This window comes from Streptomyces sp. SL06, from assembly GCF_058244745.1.
The window spans coordinates 2,533,993-2,550,638 of sequence record NZ_JBSYOT010000002.1 but is presented as its reverse complement, the minus strand read 5'-3'; the positions used below and the strand labels follow the sequence as shown (position 1 = coordinate 2,550,638).

Annotated in this window: 14 protein-coding genes and 1 pseudogene; 14 read left to right on the top strand and 1 reads right to left on the bottom strand. The window is 69.0% G+C overall.

Annotation, left to right across the window (positions count from 1 at the left end; genetic code table 11):
* The first annotated feature begins 1 nt into the window (after position 1).
* Positions 2–4,426 (top strand): RHS repeat-associated core domain-containing protein, encoded by a 4,425-nt coding sequence (locus AC4IHM_RS11445; RefSeq protein ID WP_490866963.1) that lies wholly within the window; start codon positions 2–4, stop codon positions 4,424–4,426.
* A gap of 12 nt (positions 4,427–4,438) precedes the next feature.
* Complete coding sequence (locus AC4IHM_RS11440) at positions 4,439–4,993, top strand: hypothetical protein (protein ID WP_490866962.1); 555 nt, start codon at positions 4,439–4,441, stop codon at positions 4,991–4,993.
* A gap of 97 nt (positions 4,994–5,090) precedes the next feature.
* Here the strand turns inward: AC4IHM_RS11440 and AC4IHM_RS11435 are convergent.
* A pseudogene (locus AC4IHM_RS11435) lies at positions 5,091–6,801 on the bottom strand (chitinase).
* 391 nt (positions 6,802–7,192) lie between these two features.
* Between AC4IHM_RS11435 and AC4IHM_RS11430 the strand changes: the two are divergent.
* From AC4IHM_RS11430 to AC4IHM_RS11375, 12 genes are all read left to right on the top strand, one after another.
* A complete protein-coding gene (locus AC4IHM_RS11430; RefSeq protein ID WP_490870807.1) occupies positions 7,193–8,038 on the top strand; it encodes a hypothetical protein in 846 nt (281 codons plus the stop codon).
* A gap of 169 nt (positions 8,039–8,207) precedes the next feature.
* Positions 8,208–8,915, top strand: a complete 708-nt coding sequence (cpaB, locus tag AC4IHM_RS11425; RefSeq protein ID WP_490866961.1) for a Flp pilus assembly protein CpaB — start codon at positions 8,208–8,210, stop codon at positions 8,913–8,915.
* A 7-nt stretch (positions 8,916–8,922) separates the two neighbouring features.
* Positions 8,923–10,176, top strand: a complete 1,254-nt coding sequence (locus AC4IHM_RS11420; protein ID WP_490866960.1) for a CpaE/TadZ family protein — start codon at positions 8,923–8,925, stop codon at positions 10,174–10,176.
* 128 nt (positions 10,177–10,304) lie between these two features.
* Positions 10,305–10,634 (top strand): pilus assembly protein, encoded by a 330-nt coding sequence (locus AC4IHM_RS11415; protein WP_490870806.1) that lies wholly within the window; start codon positions 10,305–10,307, stop codon positions 10,632–10,634.
* Between the two features lies 1 nt (position 10,635).
* On the top strand, positions 10,636–10,998 hold the full coding sequence (locus AC4IHM_RS11410; RefSeq protein WP_490866959.1) for a TadE/TadG family type IV pilus assembly protein: 363 nt from the start codon (positions 10,636–10,638) through the stop codon (positions 10,996–10,998).
* Positions 10,999–11,016: 18 nt separating this feature from the next.
* Positions 11,017–12,354 carry a TadA family conjugal transfer-associated ATPase gene (locus tag AC4IHM_RS11405; RefSeq protein ID WP_490866958.1) on the top strand — a complete coding sequence of 446 codons (1,338 nt, stop codon included), beginning with the start codon at positions 11,017–11,019 and terminating at the stop codon, positions 12,352–12,354.
* Positions 12,355–12,363: 9 nt separating this feature from the next.
* Entirely contained in the window at positions 12,364–13,356 is a 993-nt protein-coding gene (locus AC4IHM_RS11400) for a type II secretion system F family protein (protein ID WP_490866957.1), read from the top strand.
* Positions 13,335–14,222 (top strand): DUF5936 domain-containing protein, encoded by an 888-nt coding sequence (locus tag AC4IHM_RS11395; RefSeq protein ID WP_490866956.1) that lies wholly within the window; start codon positions 13,335–13,337, stop codon positions 14,220–14,222. Before AC4IHM_RS11400 ends, AC4IHM_RS11395 begins: the two co-directional genes overlap by 22 nt.
* A 388-nt stretch (positions 14,223–14,610) precedes the next feature.
* Positions 14,611–14,811 carry a Flp family type IVb pilin gene (locus AC4IHM_RS11390; RefSeq protein ID WP_490866955.1) on the top strand — a complete coding sequence of 67 codons (201 nt, stop codon included), beginning with the start codon at positions 14,611–14,613 and terminating at the stop codon, positions 14,809–14,811.
* Entirely contained in the window at positions 14,808–15,407 is a 600-nt protein-coding gene (locus AC4IHM_RS11385; protein WP_490866954.1) for a pilus assembly protein TadG-related protein, read from the top strand. Before AC4IHM_RS11390 ends, AC4IHM_RS11385 begins: the two co-directional genes overlap by 4 nt.
* Before the next feature lie 33 nt (positions 15,408–15,440).
* Positions 15,441–16,019 (top strand): hypothetical protein, encoded by a 579-nt coding sequence (locus AC4IHM_RS11380; protein ID WP_490866953.1) that lies wholly within the window; start codon positions 15,441–15,443, stop codon positions 16,017–16,019.
* 8 nt (positions 16,020–16,027) lie between these two features.
* A complete protein-coding gene (locus AC4IHM_RS11375) occupies positions 16,028–16,645 on the top strand; it encodes an OmpA family protein (RefSeq protein WP_490866952.1) in 618 nt (205 codons plus the stop codon).
* Position 16,646 lies beyond the last annotated feature (1 nt).

The following is a 16,646-nucleotide window of genomic DNA, read 5'->3' as shown; positions in this document are numbered from 1 at the left end:
AGTGGTCGATCTCAACCCGCTGCACTACGTCAACAAGTTCAACCACATGTTCGGCGACACGGTCGCCGACGGCCTGGAGTTCCTGGGGATTACGGACCCGGCGGTGGATCCGGACGGCATCCGGGAGCTGGCCAAGAAGTGGCGTGCGCTGGCCAAGGGGCTGGACGACGCGGCCGAGGCGGCGCGCAAGTCGCTGACGGACGTGGAGTGGGAGGGCAAGGCGGCCAAGGCCCTGCACAAGCGGGCCAGGTCGGCTCGTAAACAGGCCACCGAGATGGCCGACTCCCTCCGGGAGGGTGCGAAGGCGCTGGACGACTTCGCGGACAAGGCGCACGAACTGCTGTCGGAGATCGGCGTCATCCTGGCGGAGATCGCCGAGATGGAGTTGGCGGGACTGGCCCTGTCCGTACTGACCGGCGGCACGTCGGCCGTCGTCTCGACACTGATGGCCGGTTCACGTGCGGCGAAGGTGGTGGCGCTGGTTGCCCGGATCGAGGAGGAGGGCACCGTCCTGGCGTCCGCGATCCGCGGGGTGATGGAGGTCATCCGGGCCGTGGAGCGGGCGCTGAAGACGCTGAAGGAGATCCGCGGGGTCGCGGCGGCCGGGAAGATGGCGAAGGAGGGCATGAAGTTCTCCGCCTTCGACACGCTGCTGCGCGACCCCGCCGCCTTCAAGGACCCCGACAAGCTCGCCGGCATCCTCACCGAGGGCGCCCTCCTCGGCGTCGGCTTCGGCACCTTGGGCAAGGCCCTCGGCAAGGGCCTCAAGGCCCTCAAGCCCGCCGACCTCGCCAAGCTCAGCAAGGGCCTCAAGCTGAACTGCGCCACGTTCGAGCGGCTGTCGCTCAACCCGGGCTTCGACAAGCTGCCGGCCTCGATCCGCAACGAGATCAAGAAGTTCGTACGCGACCCGATCGACGTGGCCACCGGCGACATGGCGCTGCACCGGGTGGATGTCGAACTCCCCGGCGTACTGCCCCTGGTCCTGGAGCGGACCCACCTCTCCTCGTACCGCTGGGGCGGCTGGTTCGGCCCGTCCTGGGCCTCCACCCTGGACCAGCGCGTCCAGGCCGACGCCGAGGGCCTCGTCTACGCGGCGGCCGACGGTGCCCGCATCTGCTTCCCGTTCCCCGACCCGGAGACGGGCGAAGCGGTGAGCCCCGAAACCCCCGGCTCCCGACTGTCTCTGTCGTGGGACGACGAGACGGACGGCGCCGTACGCATCACGGACCCCGGCACCGGCTTCGCGTACGTCTTCCACGGGCCGGTTGCCGCCGCCGGGGACGAGGCAGTCGACCTCCCTTTGCAGCGCGTGACGGATCGCAACGGAAACCGCGTCACCGTCGTCTACGAGGAAGCCGACCGCCCTACTGCGCTGGTCCACTCGGGCGGTTACCACATAGCCCTGGACCACCACCTCACCCACTCGCGCATCACCGGCCTACGTCTCCTCGATCCCCGGATCCCGGACGGTCCGGGCGTCACCCTCCTCACATTCGGCTACGACGGAGCGGGCCGCTTGACCGAGGAGACCAACTCCTCGGGGCTGTCGATGCGCTACACGTACGACACCGAGGGCCGTGTCACCTCCTGGACCGATCGCAACGCCACCTCGTACCGGTACACGTACGACGAACGGGGCCGGGTGGTGGCGACCGGCGGGACGGGGGACTTCCTCGCTTCGACCCTCGCCCACGACAGCGGCACACGCACCACCCGAGTGACCGACTCCCTCGGCCACACCCGGATCTACGAGCACAACGAGGCCTTGCGCCTGATCCGAGAGACGGACCCCCTGGGCAACGTCACGACCCAGGAATGGGACGAAGACCTGCGACTCACCGCCGTCGTGGATCCTCTCGGAGCCGAGAGACGGTACGAGTACGACGAGCGGGGCAACGTCACGCGCGTCATACGCCCGGACGGAGCGGAGCTGCGCTCCGAGTACGACGCCCATGGTCTGCCCACGGTCATCACAGGACCTGACGGGGCCGTTTGGTACCAGGAGTACAACGGACACGGTGACCGCGTCTCCGTGACCGATCCGGTGGGAGCCACCACCCGTTTCACCTACAACTCCTCGGGCCACCTGACTTCCGTCACCGATGCCCTGGGTCAATGCACGCACGTACGGTGCAACGACGCCGGACTGCCTGTCGAGATCACTGATCCTCTCGGCGGACGCACCTACTACACACGGGACTTGTTCGGTCGCCTGAGCGCATTCACCGACCCCGTCGGCAACGTGACTCGGCAGGAGCGGACTTCGGAGGGCAGGCTGAGCCGGCGTGTGCTGGCCGACGGATCGGACGAATGCTGGGAGTACGACGCCGAAGGCAACTGCAGCAGCCACAGAAGCGCGACCGGAGCACTCACCCGGTTCGAGTACGGCCAGTTCGACCTGATGACGGCCCGCACAGGGCCGGACGGCACACGTCACGTGTTCGACTACGACACCGAGTTGCGCCTCATAAGGGTCACCGATCCCCAGGGCCGACGCTGGAACTACGTCCACGACGCGGCAGGCCGACTCGTGAGCGAATCCGACTTCGACGGGCGCGTCGTCTCCTATGCACACGACGGTGCCGGCCGGCTCACCGCCACCACCAACGCTCTCGGGCAGACGACTCGGTTCGAGCGCAACACTCTCGGCCTTGTCACCGGGAAGGCGGCCAACGACCGGAGCACCGACTACACCTACACGCGGGCAGGACGAATAGCCACCGCGGCAACGGCGGACTCGACACTGGTCCTTGCCTACGATCCCGCGGGACACGTGCTCTCCGAAACGGTCGACGGCCGAACCACCACTCACGAATACGACCCGCTGGGACGCCGAACGAAGCGTGTCACTCCGACGGGAGCCGTCAGCAACTGGAGCTACGATCCGGCGGGTCGGCCGACCGAGCTGATGACCGGTGGCGGGCATACGGTCAAGTTCGCCTACGACGCGGCGGGCCGTGAGCTGAGCCGGCTCATCGGCGGCTCCGCCATGGCCCACTCATTTGACGAGTTGGGGCGCCTCACGAGTCAGTCCGTGTCGGACGCGGCGGGTGAGACGGTGCAGAGCAGGAGGTATGCCTACCGGGCGGACGGTTACCTCACCCGCGTCGACGATCGGCTGACCGGTGAACGACACTTCGAGCTCGACGTGGTGGGCCGCGTCACAGCCGTCCGGGCTGAGGACTGGTCCGAACGTTACGCGTACGACGAGGCCGGCAACCAAACCGACGCCGAGTGGCCCGCCGTACACCCCGGCCACGAGGCCACCGGTTCCCGCAGCTACGACGGAACACGGATCACTCGTGCCGGGAACATCCGCTATGAGCACGACGGTGCCGGGCGCATCACGCTGCGCCAGAAGATCAGACTGTCCCGCAAACCGGACACCTGGCGATACGAGTGGGACACCGAGGACCGCCTGGTCTCGGTCACCACGCCGGACGGCACCAAGTGGCGCTATCTCCATGACGCGCTCGGGCGCCGCATGGCCAAACTGCGGCTGGACGCAGACGGAGTCGGCGTTGTCGAGCGGACGGAGTACACCTGGGACGGAGCCGTCCTGTGCGAAGAGACCACCGTGGGGATGTCGCTGCCCCACCCGATCACCCTCACGTGGGACCACCAGGGACTGCACCCGATCGCTCAGACCGAGCGGGTGGGGGCCAACGCGGTCGCCCAGGAAGAGATCGACTCCCGGTTCTTTGCCATCGTCACGGACCTTGTCGGTACGCCGACCGAACTCCTGGACGCCTCCGGCGGCATTGCCTGGCGCACACGCACCACGGTGTGGGGCAAGACAGCCTGGACTGCCGACAGCACGTCCTACACCCCGCTCCGGTTTCCGGGCCAGTATTTCGACCCGGAGACGGGCCTCCACCACAACTACCACCGGATGTACGACCCGGAAACCGGGCGCTACCTCACTCCCGACCCGCTCGGCCTCGCACCGGCTCCCAACCCGTTCGCCTACGTTCACAATCCGCACTCCTGGACCGATCCGCTCGGCCTGGCACCGCGGTGCGAGGACGCGGTCCCCGGGTTCCGCAAACAGACCGACCATCCGATGAGCAAGCGGATACATGTCGGTGACGACGGCAAGGTCACCATCACCGGCAAGGGTGCGCTCTACGTCAACCTGAGTGGAGACATTGGGCATACTGTCCGTTTCCGAGGTGAAGGGGGGCAGATCGTCGAGTTCCAGATATCGGCGGAGTTCCGCGAAAAGATCAGACGTACCGCAGTGCCTCAAGAGGAGCCTGGTCTCGGGTTCAGCAAGACCGAATGGAAGCAGATGAAGAGAATCTGCCCGGAGATCTCGGACCCCACCATGGGGGACGACTTGTACGGTATTCCCAGCGGGATGCTCAATGAGTTCAGGGAAGAAGTGGCGAAGTACCCGGGCAGGATTGTTCAGGAAGGTTAGGAAGCATTCCGCATGATGCACGAGATCGAGGACATCGAGCAGGAACGGCTCCGGTTGTCTCAGAGGCCATCGGCGCAGGAGACGCCCCCCGTTGTCTGCGTATTCGACGTACGGACCAGTTGCCCGGTCGCGGAGTTCGACGAAAGGGTGCGGTCCGTGCTTGATCCCGCACTTCGACTGGCGGTTTCACAGCCTTTCGAAGGCGAGGATCTTCCGGTCGACTCGATCCCCGGCTGGTTCGCCGCCGTCGCCCGGGGAAGTGCTCAGCCGGTTCCTGAATTCGCGGTCCGGGGCGCCGAACGCTACACGGCCGCGATCGGGCGAGGGGCGTGGGACCTTCAGGAGTGGCTGTACCAGTTCGATCCCGAATCCGAGTTTCGTGGCTGGGCGTGGTGGGACCTGACGCAGTCGGGCGAACGGGAAGCGCGTCTGTGGGTGGACACCTGGGGTGAGTCCTTCTTCGCCTGCGACGAGCTGCGGTGGCTCGCGTACGTCTCCGGTGCCGTCGAGGTCGACGGACCGATTCTGGAAAGGTCCGAGGCATGGTCCGCCGCAGCGCGGCCCTGACGCGCGACCCGACTGCTCGGAGAAGTGGACCGACGTCGCCGGCCCGCAGGGGTTTCCCGCCCGGGAAGCACGGGCGGGAAACCGGGGGCAGCCGGATCTACGGGAGGGCGTGTACGTGGGCGCCCACCGCGTTCGACCACCCGTTGCCCGCCGTCGCGTCCCAGTTGGTGGACCAGGTCATCGCGCCCCGCAGGTCGGGGTAGGTCGTCGGGGGCTTGAAGGAGCCGCAGCCGGTGGCCTTCGTCAGGCAGTCCAGGGCGGCGTTGACCACCGAGGGCGCGACATGGCCGCCGCCGGCCGCGCTGGTGGAGGCCGGGAGGCCGAGGCCGACCTGGGACGGGGCGAGGCCGTTCTCCAACTGGATGCAGGCCAGGGCGGTGAGGAAGTCGACCGTGCCCTGCGCGTACACCTTGCCGTCGCAGCCCAGCATCGTGCCGCTGTTGTAGTACTGCATGTTGACGACGGTGAGGATGTCCTTCACGTTCAGCGCCGTCTGGAAGTACGAACCGGACGTTCGACTGCATGTCGATGGTCTGCGGCGCCATCGTGAGGATCATGTCCGGGCCCGCCTTCGCCGACAGGGCGCGCAGGGCCTGCGTCATGTAGGTCGGGTTGAGTCCGTTCTCCAGGTCGATGTCGACGCCGTCGAAGCCGTACTCCTGCATGACCGCGTACACGGAGTCCGCGAAGTTGGCCGCGGAGGCCGGGTCGTTCACCCCGACGGTGCCCTTCTCGCCGCCCACCGAGATGATGACCTTCTTCCCGGCGGCCTGCTTCGCGCGCACGTCCGCCTTGAACTGGTCGACCGTGTAGCCGCCGAGCCCGGCCGAGTCGAGGGTGAAGGTCACCGCGCCCGGCGTCGTGGTCGCGTCGGCGAAGGCCACCGCGATGATGTCGTACGCGGACGGCACGTCCGAGATCCGCTGGACCGTCGCCCCGTTGTCGAAGTTCTGCCAGTAGCCGGTCACCGCGTGCTTGGGCAGGTCGCCGCCGCCGACATCGCCCTGCTGGCTGGTGCGGGCCGTCACCGCCGCCGACTTCGCCGACTCACCGGCCGCGTTCGTCGCCGTGACCTGGAAGGAGTACGAGGTAGAGGCCGCGAGGCCGGTCACCGTCGCCGAAGTGCCGGTCACGGCCGTCACCTTCGTACCGTCGCGGTAGACGACGTACCCGGTGGCGCCCGACACCGCGTTCCAGGTGAGCGAGGCGGAGTTGGCCGTCGTACCGGAGACGTTCAGGCCCGCCGGGGACGACGGGACCGTGGGCTCCGGGTCCGCGCCGCCGCCCCCGCCTCCGTCGGGGCCGAAGACGGACAGGTCGTCGGCGTAGTAGGCCGCCTGTCCGTACCAGCCGTGCGTGTACACCGAGACCGAGGTCGTCGAGGAGCCGGTGGTGAAGCTCGTCGTCAACTGCTTCCAGGAGGCCGAGTCCGGGGTCCAGGCCGACACGTCCGTCGTGCCCGTGCCCGTCACGCCCAGGTAGGCGTAGCCGCCCTGCACCCAGGCGCTCAGCGTGTACGTCGAGTTCGGCCTGACCGCGACGGTCTGCGAACACTGGGCGTTGTCCTGCCCGGCCGGCGTGGCCTTCAGCGCGGCGGAGCCCGAGTGCGTGGGGGAGGCGACGGTGGCGCCGCTGTTCGACGAACAGGTCCAGTCGCTCAGACCGGACTCGAAACCGGCGTTCTTGGCGTTGTTGACGTCCGCGGCCGTTGCCGGGCCGACGGCCGTGAAGGCGAGGGCCAGGGCGGCGGCGACGACGCCCGAGAGCGTGCCGAGCCGTCTTCCGCGCCGTCTGCGTACGGGGTCCACTGGTGCCTCCGGGGGAGTGGGGAGGGATCGGGACGGTGGCCACCGTTGGAGTACAAGGTGGTCCAGACCAATTGAGGCTGTCAAGGGGTAGGTCCGGACCAGGTTCGCCGCCGGCACCCGGACGCGGTCCGGTCCGGGCGGGGCCCTCGGAGGTACCCGGATCCCGGTGGGGAAAATGCTTAACCTGCCCCGTTTTGGAGCACCTTGTACGACACAAGTTGTTCCACAGCTACAGAAAGGCTGTTCTCCGGTCAATGACGCGTGGTTACAGTGCTCAGGTAGTCACGCAGTGAAGTCATCCGGGTGTACCGGAGTAACACCGGCGCACCGAAGGGCATGGGGAGACGGGGAGTTGCGCGTGCCAACTGCCATTGCCGTGACCAGTGCCGACATGGCACTGCCGGCGCAGGACGAACGGACCCTGCCCGCGGTCGTGCTCCAGGACGTTGACAAGCGTCCGCTGGAGCACGCGCTGGCCGAGCTGCAGTCGTTGATCGAACAGCACGGGCACGTGATCGTGGTGTTCTCGCAGGCCGTCCCGGCGAGCGTGGAACGACGGCTGCACACCGTCCGCGCTCTCCTGGAGACCGACCGCCTCGCCCTCTTCCGGCCGCCCCTTCCGCCGCTCGGACTCGCCGTGCTGGTACGCCAGTTGCGCCAGCTGGCCTCCTGCGACCTCAGCCCCGGCGTCCTCGCCTCGGCGGGCCGCCTGCTCACCCACTACATCCACTCCGGCGCGCTGCTCGGATCCGTCGCCCGGCTCGACCACGTCCCCGTGGGGCTGAAGGCGCACGCCAGGTCGTGGATGCCGGGCAGCCAGTACGGCGTCGTGGCGCACCCCGTGCCGCAGTTGGTGCGGATCGGTCCCGAAGCCTCCCTGGACGGACCCGAGTTCGGCACCTGGCTGCTGGTCGCCAAGGGGCAGCTCCCGTCCGACTGGGTCACCGGCACCCTCGCCCCGTCCTGGCGTGTGCAAGGGCTGCGCGAGATCTCCCTGCCCGCCGAGTCCCCCGGCTGGTGGGGGACCGGCCGGCTGACCGAGTTCTGCGCCTACCTGCCCGATCTCTCGGTCCTCTACCAACTGGTCACGTCGGTGCGGCGGAGCACCTGCCACTGGTGCGGCATCGACGTCATCGGCGACCGCTGCGTGTTCTGTTCCGCGACCCCGCCGGTGTGCGACGACGACCGGGACCGCGCTCTCGGCCGGCGGCGTGAGAGAAGAGCCCTCACCGGGTAGGTCCGCACCGACAACTCCGCACCGACTGCTCCGCACCGCGCCCGTACCGCTCGGCCCGCCCGACACCCGACCCGATCCGACCTGATCCGACTCGACCCGATCCGACCCGACTCGACCTGATCCGACTCGATCCGGTTCGACCGACTCCCCCAATGAGGTTGCACGGCACATGAACTCCCGTCAGCGCCGCGGCATCATCCTGCTGATCCTCTCGGTCCTGTGCGCCCTCGGCGCGTTCGCCGGCGTGCTGTCCGTCATCAACGACGTGAAGTCCAAGGTCGGACCCGAGGTCACCGCGTATCGGCTGAAGTCCGACGTGGAGCCGTACACGCCGCTCGGCGCCGGGCAGTTCGAGAAGGTCGAGATGCCCGAGCGCTGGCTGTCGGAGAACGCCGTCACCGACCTCGCCCGGATCCGCGGCAAGATCGCCGTGACGACGCTGAAGAAGGGCTCGCTGCTGCAGAGCGACATGATCGTCGACCAGCCCGCTCTGCGGCCAGGACAGCAGGAGGTCGCCATCATGATCGACGCGGCGACCGGCGTCGCCGGCAAGATCACCCCGGGCTCCGCCGTCAACGTGTACGCCACCTTCGAGGGAGAGCGGGAGGGCACCCCCGCCCAGTCGAAGATCATCGTGACCAACGCCAAGGTCATCGACGTCGGCGAACTCACCTCGCTGGAACCCGACGAGAACAGCCGCGAGCGCAGGCCCACCGACGCCGTGCCCATCACCTTCGCACTGTCCACCATCGACGCCCAGCGCATCACCTACGCCGAGTCGTTCGCCCAGCGGGTCCGGCTCGCGCTGGTGGCGCCCGGCGGCGACACCACGGTCCCCGACAAGGACCGGACGTACGAACTCGCGAAGGACAAGTGAGAACCGTATGCCCACGAGGATCCTCCCGGCAGTAGGCGACGCGGAAGCCGTACGGTCCCTCACGTCCCTGCTCGGCCAGCTCCCGGACGCCGAACCCGTGGCCCCGGTCGTCGACTCCACCCAACTCGTCGACACGCTCTCCCGGCTGGCCGCCGAGTCGGTCGACGAACTGCCCGAGGTCGTGATCGTCCACGAGCGGATCGGCCCGGTCCCCGCACTGGAGCTGATCCGCGACGTCGCCCTCCGCTTCCCGGCCGTCGGCGTCATCCTCGTCACCTCCGACCCCGGCCCCGGCCTCTTCCAGGCCGCCATGGACTACGGCGCCCGCGGCCTGGTCGCCCTCCCGCTCGGCTACGAGGAACTCGCCAGCCGCGTCCAGGCGGTGGCCCAGTGGTCGGCGGGCGTACGCCGGCACCTGGGCAGCGGCGGCGACGTGTTCACCGGCGCCGGCGGCACCGTGATCACGGTCAGCGGCGCCAAGGGCGGCGTCGGCGCCACCCTGACCGCCATCCAACTGGCCCTGGCCGCACAGGCGTCGGGCCGCCCCACGGCACTGCTCGACCTGGACCTCCAGGCCGGCGACGTTGCCTCCTACCTGGACGTGCAGTTCCGCCGGTCCGTGGCCGACCTCGCCACGATCGCGGACATCTCCCCGCGCATCCTGGCCGAGGCCGTCTTCCGCCACGACAGCGGCCTCGCCCTGCTGCTCGCCCCCGGCGAGGGCGAACGCGGCGAGGACGTCACCGACCGCGCCGCCCGCCAGATCATCAGGGTGCTGCGCTCGCGCTACGAGGTCGTCGTCGTCGACTGCGGAGCCCAACTCGGCGGCCCCGGCGCCGCCGCCGTGGAGACGGCCGACACGGCCCTCCTGGTCACCACCCCGGACGTGGTCGCCGTACGGGGCGCCAAACGGACGGTACGGATGTGGGACCGGCTGCAGATCCGCAAGGCGGAGGAGACGACTGTGGTCGTCAACCGGCACACGCGGGGCACCGAGATCCAGCCCCCGCTGATCCAGAAGATCACCGGCACGGCGATCGCCGGCACCACCGTCCCCGCCAACTTCAAGGAACTCCACAGCGCCGTGGACGCCGGCCGCGTCCACGAACTGGACAGCAGAAGCACGGTGAAGCAGGCCCTGTGGACCCTCGCGGGCGAACTGGGCCTGGTGAAGGCGCCCGAGACCGACCGCAAGAGCGGCCGGTTCCGCGGCGACCGGGGGTCGGCGAGCCTCCGGCGCCGGAAGGACGGTGCGGGATGAGCCCGTTACGCGACCACGGCGGACACCGGGGCGAGGCCCGGGACCGAGTGCGGAGACCGGGCCCGAGCCGGCGCCGGGACCGGGTCCGTGACCCCGACCGGGGCCAGGTCACCGTCGAGTTCCTCGGCATGACCCCGGTGATCATCGCGACGCTGGTGGTGCTGTGGCAGCTCGTCCTCGTGGGGTACACCTACACGCTCGCGGGGAATGCTGCGGACGAGGCGGTACGGGCGGCGACGGCGGCCGAACGGGCGGCGCGGCAGGGTGCCTGCCAAGAAGCAGGCCTGGACAAGCTGCCGGGGGCGTGGGAGGGAGGCGCCGATGTGGACTGCGGCACCGCGGGCGGTTACGTCACCGCCGACGTACGCATCGAGGTCCCCATCCTCTTCCCGGGCACGGTCAGCTTCCCGTTCACCGTGCACGGACACGCGGGTGCCGTCGAGGAGGAGGACGACTGAGATGCCGTACTCCCTGCGGGGCCGCGCGAGGGACCGGGGCCAGGCGGCCATCGAGTACCTCGGGTTCCTCCCGGTCCTGATCATCGTCGCCATGGCCGCCGTACAGCTCGGCCTGATCGCGTACACCGCCCAGCAGGCCGGCACCGCGGCCCGCGCCGGCGCGCGCAGCGCCTCGCTGCAGAAGAGCGCGGGGGAGGCGTGCGCCGCGGCCGTCAGCAGTTGGCTGGCGGGCGGCACGAACTGCCCGCCGTCGTACGGCGGGGACGAGGTGACGGTCACCGCCACCGTCGACATCCCCTCGATCGTCCCCGGCTGGGACTTCGGGAACGCCACCAGGACCGCCACCATGCCGCTGGACCACTGACCGAGGAGCCGAGGACGCATGAGCCTGCGCGCACGCATCCACTCGCCCGAGGAGCACGGCGGCCGGGGCGGAGACGGACATCTGGTCGCCTCCTACCGGGCCAAACTCCTGGAGGAGATCGACCTCGCCGAGATGAGTTCCCTCGCGATGACCGAGCGCCGCGCCCGGCTGGAACGGGTGCTCGGACACATCATCAGCCGCGAGGGCCCGGTCCTGTCGACCGTCGAACGCTCCCAGCTGATCCGCCGGGTGGTGGACGAGGCCCTCGGCCTGGGCATCCTGGAGCCCCTGCTCGAAGACCCGTCCATCACCGAGATCATGGTGAACGGCCCCGACGCGATCTTCGTCGAGCGCAGCGGCCGAGTGGAGCAACTCCCGCTCCGCTTCGCCTCCAACGACCAGCTGATGCAGACCATCGAGCGGATCGTCTCGACGGTCAACCGCCGTGTGGACGAGTCGAATCCGATGGTCGACGCCCGCCTCCCCTCCGGCGAACGCGTCAACGTCATCATCCCGCCGCTCTCCCTGACCGGCGCCACCCTCACCATCCGCCGCTTCCCGCGCTCCTTCACCCTCCACGAGCTGATCGGCCTCGGCTCGCTCGATGAGCACATGCTGTACCTGCTCGCCGGACTGGTGCAGGCCCGCTTCAACATCATCGTCTCGGGCGCCACGGGCACCGGGAAGACCACCCTCCTCAACGCCCTGTCCGGCCTGATCCCCGAGACCGAGCGCATCATCACCATCGAGGACTCGGCCGAACTCCAGCTCCAGCAGGCGCACGTCATCCGCCTGGAGTCGCGCCCGCCGAACGTCGAGGGCCAGGGCCGGGTGACCATCCGCGACCTGGTCCGCAACTCGCTGCGCATGCGCCCCGACCGCATCGTCGTCGGCGAGGTCCGCGGCGGCGAGTCCCTGGACATGCTCCAGGCCATGTCGACCGGCCATGACGGCTCGCTCGCCACCGTCCACGCCAACAGCGCCGAGGACGCCCTGATGCGGCTCCAGACCTTGGCCTCCATGTCGGACGTGGAGATCCCCTTCGTGGCCCTGCACGACCAGATCAACAGCTCCGTCGACGTCATCGTCCAGCTCACCCGGTTCGCCGACGGCGCCCGCCGCGTCACCGAGATCGCCCTGCTCGCCAGCCACGGGGGCGAGCCGTACCGGCTGGCCACGGTCGCCCGCTTCAACGCCCGGCCGATGACCGCGGACGGCCGCATCTACGGCGACTACGAGTACTACCCCCTGCCGCACCGCACCGCCGAACGCCTCTACATGGCGAGCCAGCCCGTCCCGCAGGCCTTCGGCGTGGCCCAGCGCGCCGACCAGCTCACCACCCGAGAAGCCAGGTAGGACCGCCCGATGGAACTGGACTCGCTCGTCACGCTCACCACCGGCATCACGCTGCTGACCTGCGCCCTGGCGGTCATGGGCCTGCACTCCTACACCGCGGGCAAGGCCCAGCGCGAGGCCCTGGTCGAACGCCTCTCCGCCACCGGCCAACTCGTGCCCGCCGGCCGCCGGCGCCGCTTTCGCACCCTGGACCGCCGGCTGCGCCGCACAAGGCTCGGCAGGAAACTCGAACTGCGCCTGGTGGCGACCGGCCTCGACGTCACGCCCGGCGAGTTCGTCGCCTGCATGGTCGCCGTGGTCGCGGGCCTGTGGCTGATCGGCCAGGCCGCCCTCGCCCCCTTCTTCGGCCCGCTCGCCGGGCTGATCGGCATCGGCGTGGCGGTGCAGTTCCTCAACTGGCAACGCCAGAAACGCATCGAGAAGTTCATCAACCAGCTCCCCGAACTCGCCCGGATCCTCGCCAACGCCACCCAGGCAGGCCTCGCCCTGCGCACCGCCATCGGCATCGCGGCGGAGGAGCTGGAAGCCCCGGCCGGCGAGGAGTTGGGCAAGGTGACCGACCAACTGTCCATCGGCGCCTCGATGGAGGACGCCCTCGGCGAACTCGCCGACCGGCTCCCCTCCCGCGAACTGGTCGTCCTGGTCACCACCCTCGTCCTGTCCAACCGGGCGGGCGGCCAGGTGGTCGGCGCGCTGCGCAACCTGACGGAGACGCTGGAGGAGCGCAAGGAGACGCGGCGCGAGGTCCGCACGCAGCTCTCCCAGGTCAGCATGACGTTGTACGCCGTGCCCGTACTCGGCATCGGCTCGTTGTTCCTGATGAACGGGGTGAAGGACGGGGCCCTGGAACGCATGACGGGCTCCCCGGTCGGCCAGGCGGCGGTGATCATCGCCTTCGCGCTGTACGCGGTCGGCTTCCTCCTCATCCGCCGGCTGTCCCGCATCGACGTTCGAGAGGGGGAGAGGACATGGGAGTGGGTATGGGACTGCCGCTCGCACTGATCATGGGCCTGAGCGTCTGGGGCGTCTTCGCCGGCATCCGCATGTACCGGGCCGACGCCAAACTCCCCGGCGACCTCGCGCTCGCCCTGGAGGTCGGCGCCACCCGCACCGGCGCGGTGGAGTCCCTCATCGACCGCATGGGCATGCGCTACGCCCCCGCCGTGCTGCGCCTGATGGGCCCGGCCCTGGTCGCCAAGTACCGCCGCAGGATCGACCTGGCGGGCAACCCCGGCGGCCTGACCATCAACCGCTACGCGGCGCGCCGCGCGGTCTACGGCTTCCTGGGCGCCGTCGGCTTCCTGGTCTTCCTGCTGCGCGGCCAGTTCGTGGTCGCCCTGCTTCTGCTGGCCTTCGGGGCGTTCTGGACGGAGGTCGGCATCTGGTCGGCGATCCGCATCCGCAAGGACGTCATCGAGCGCACGCTGCCCGACTTCCTCGACGTACTCGCGGTCGTGGTCAGCGCCGGCCTCGGCTTCCGCCAGGCCCTGGACCGCGTCGCGACGCGCTACGAGGGGCCGTGGGCCGACGAACTCCGCATCACCCTGCGCCAGATGGACCTCGGCGTGAGCCGCCGCGAGGCCTTCGCGGAGCTGCGCCGGCGCAACGACTCCGAACAGGTGGCGATGTTCGTGACGGCACTTCAGCAGGGCGAGGAACTGGGCGCCCCCATCGTCGACACCCTCGTCTCCCTGGCCAAGGACATGCGCCGCACCGACGCCCAGAACGCCCGCCGCAAGGCCGCCCGCGCAGTCCCCAAGGCCACGATGATGATCACCACCTTCATGGTCCCGGCCACGATGATCCTCCTCGGCGCGGGCCTGATCCTGGGCTCGGGGACGGACTTCGGCACGATCACGGGCGAGTAGGGGAGGGGAGAGGGCATGTCGGTCGGACAGCAGGGCAAAGGAGGCGGCGTAAACAAGATCGGTGCGACTGCACACGAACCATGGAAGTCAGCAACAGCGAATTTACAACCTAGTCGAGCCATTTCCACCCAGCATCTTTCGCACTTGCAATCAAATGTGGGACAGTCGGTGTCTGGTGCTCCCGACACGTCGGGGTCGCAACTGAGCGCAGGGGAGGCGGAGATCGTGGACGACGTGACGTCCGGCATGACCCAGCAACAGATCACCACCAGCCGCCCCCGAGGCCACCGCCGGGTGGCCGGGCTCGGACGGACCCCGATGGACCGACCCACAGCAGATGACAGGGCCCGCACTGCGGCCCACATCGTCCATCCTGGAGGGGAACACCATGACCAACTGGCTTCACACCACAGCCGCTTACCTGCACTCCCGCGCCACCGCCCGCAACGACAAGGGGCAGACGGCCGTGGAGTACCTGGGGATCATCGCGGTGGTGGTGGCGATCGTACTGGCGATCACGGGGACGGATATCGGGCAGACGATCTACAACGCGATCAAGGACAAGATCACCGAGGTCACCGGCGGTTGACGCATTCGCGCGGACACGGCGACGCAGGGCAGGCTTTCCCCATCTACATCACGGTGGTGGGAGGCCTGCTCTTTCTCGCACTCGCCTACTTCGCGGTCGGCCAGGCCGCAGCGACACGCAGCCAGGCACAGACGGCCGCTGACGCGGCGGCACTCGCGGCGGCCCTGGAAACCCGGGACCGCCTCGCGGACCAGTGGCTCGACAACGTACTGGAGCCCGACGCGTGGCAGGACATATTCAACGGAAGGGCTGCGGTTCCGAACGCCTGCTGGCGTGCGCAGGAGTTGGCGGCGCGCAATGACGCGAGCGTGGATTGCGCACCGCACGGGCTCCTGGGCTACACAGTCGTCGCCGAGACCAACGGTACGGTCGGGGACACCGTCGTGCCGGGCACCGAGGACCAGAAGGCGACGGAGACCGCGACCGCCGTCATCGAAGCCCGCTGTTCGTTCAAGCTTCCCGCCGAGGATGCCGACGACGATGTGCTGCCCAGCCTTTCCTGCAAGGGTGGCGAGGGCTGGGAGCTGAATCCGGACGACCTCGTGGACCTACCGAAACCCGAGGACCTGTTCGATGTGCATCTGGCCGACGACTGACAGGCGAACGATGAGGACGAAGGAAGCGGAGTCATGAGCATTCGGTTCACAACCTGGGCCCGCGGGGGATCGACCGCGTCGTCCGTTGCGATCGTGCTGGCCTTCGGCCTTGTGGGTTGTGGAGGTGGAGGCGGCGACGACAAGCCGGAGGCGTCGACCACCGCCACCAGGAGCAGCGAGTCCAAGCCGGATGCTCAGGAAGGGGATTCGGGACCGGCGCTGGCCGAGCTGAAGGGGCCCAGCGGCTTGTTCCTCAAGGTCAGCGCCGCAGAGCGTGATGCGGGAGGCTTTGTCACGATCAGTGGCGATCTGAAGAACGACGGCGGCAAGACCGTCAACGTTCCCGCCCAGTTGAGCGGCAACGAGACCGAGATCATCCGGAACGGCAGCTCCCTCGGCGGTGCCACTCTGGTCGATTCCAAGGGCAAGAAGCGCTACTACGTGCTGCGTGACACCGACGGACGCCCGCTCACGACCACCAACTTTCCCGCCATGAAGGCAGGAGAGACCCTGCCCGTCTTCATGCAGTTCCCCGCGCCCCCCGCCGATGCCACCGAGGTGACGCTCCAACTGCCCATGTTCACCACCGGCACCATCGAGATCTCCGGGTGAGGCGCACGATGACCGCGCCCCCGCGCCTCACCCTGGCCCTCACCACCCTCACCCTCCTGCTCGCCACGACCACCACGGCGCACGCCGATGACGAGCCCAACGGGCCGCCGGGCGGTGAGGCCTCCGCCTCCGCGCCTGTGGAGGTGGACCCCAACGACCCGGACCTGAAGCTCCCGGACGGTGCCACGCTCGCCGCGGCGAAGGTGCTGGACATCAAGTCGGTCGTGGAGGAGCAGAGCGGCGACGAACGCCGCGAGGACACCAACACGAGCGTCACGCTGGCGCTCCAGGCCGAGGTGCTGTTCGGAAAGGACAGCGCGAAGCTCGGCGACGACGCCAAGTCCCGGATCGCGGGAATCGCGCAGGAGATCAGGACCCAGAACGCCACCAAGGTCCGCGTCTTCGGCTTCACGGACAACCTCGGCTCCTCCGCCCACGGCGACGTGCTGTCCAAGAAGCGCGCCAACGCCGTACAGGACGTCCTGGTCCAGAATCTGAACGACGCCGACATCACCTACGAGGTCCGCGGCTACGGCGAGCAGTACCCCATCGCCGACAACTCGACGGAAGCCGGCCGCAAGAAGAACCGCAGGGTCGAGATCTCGTTCCCGCGCTCGGAGGCCTGAC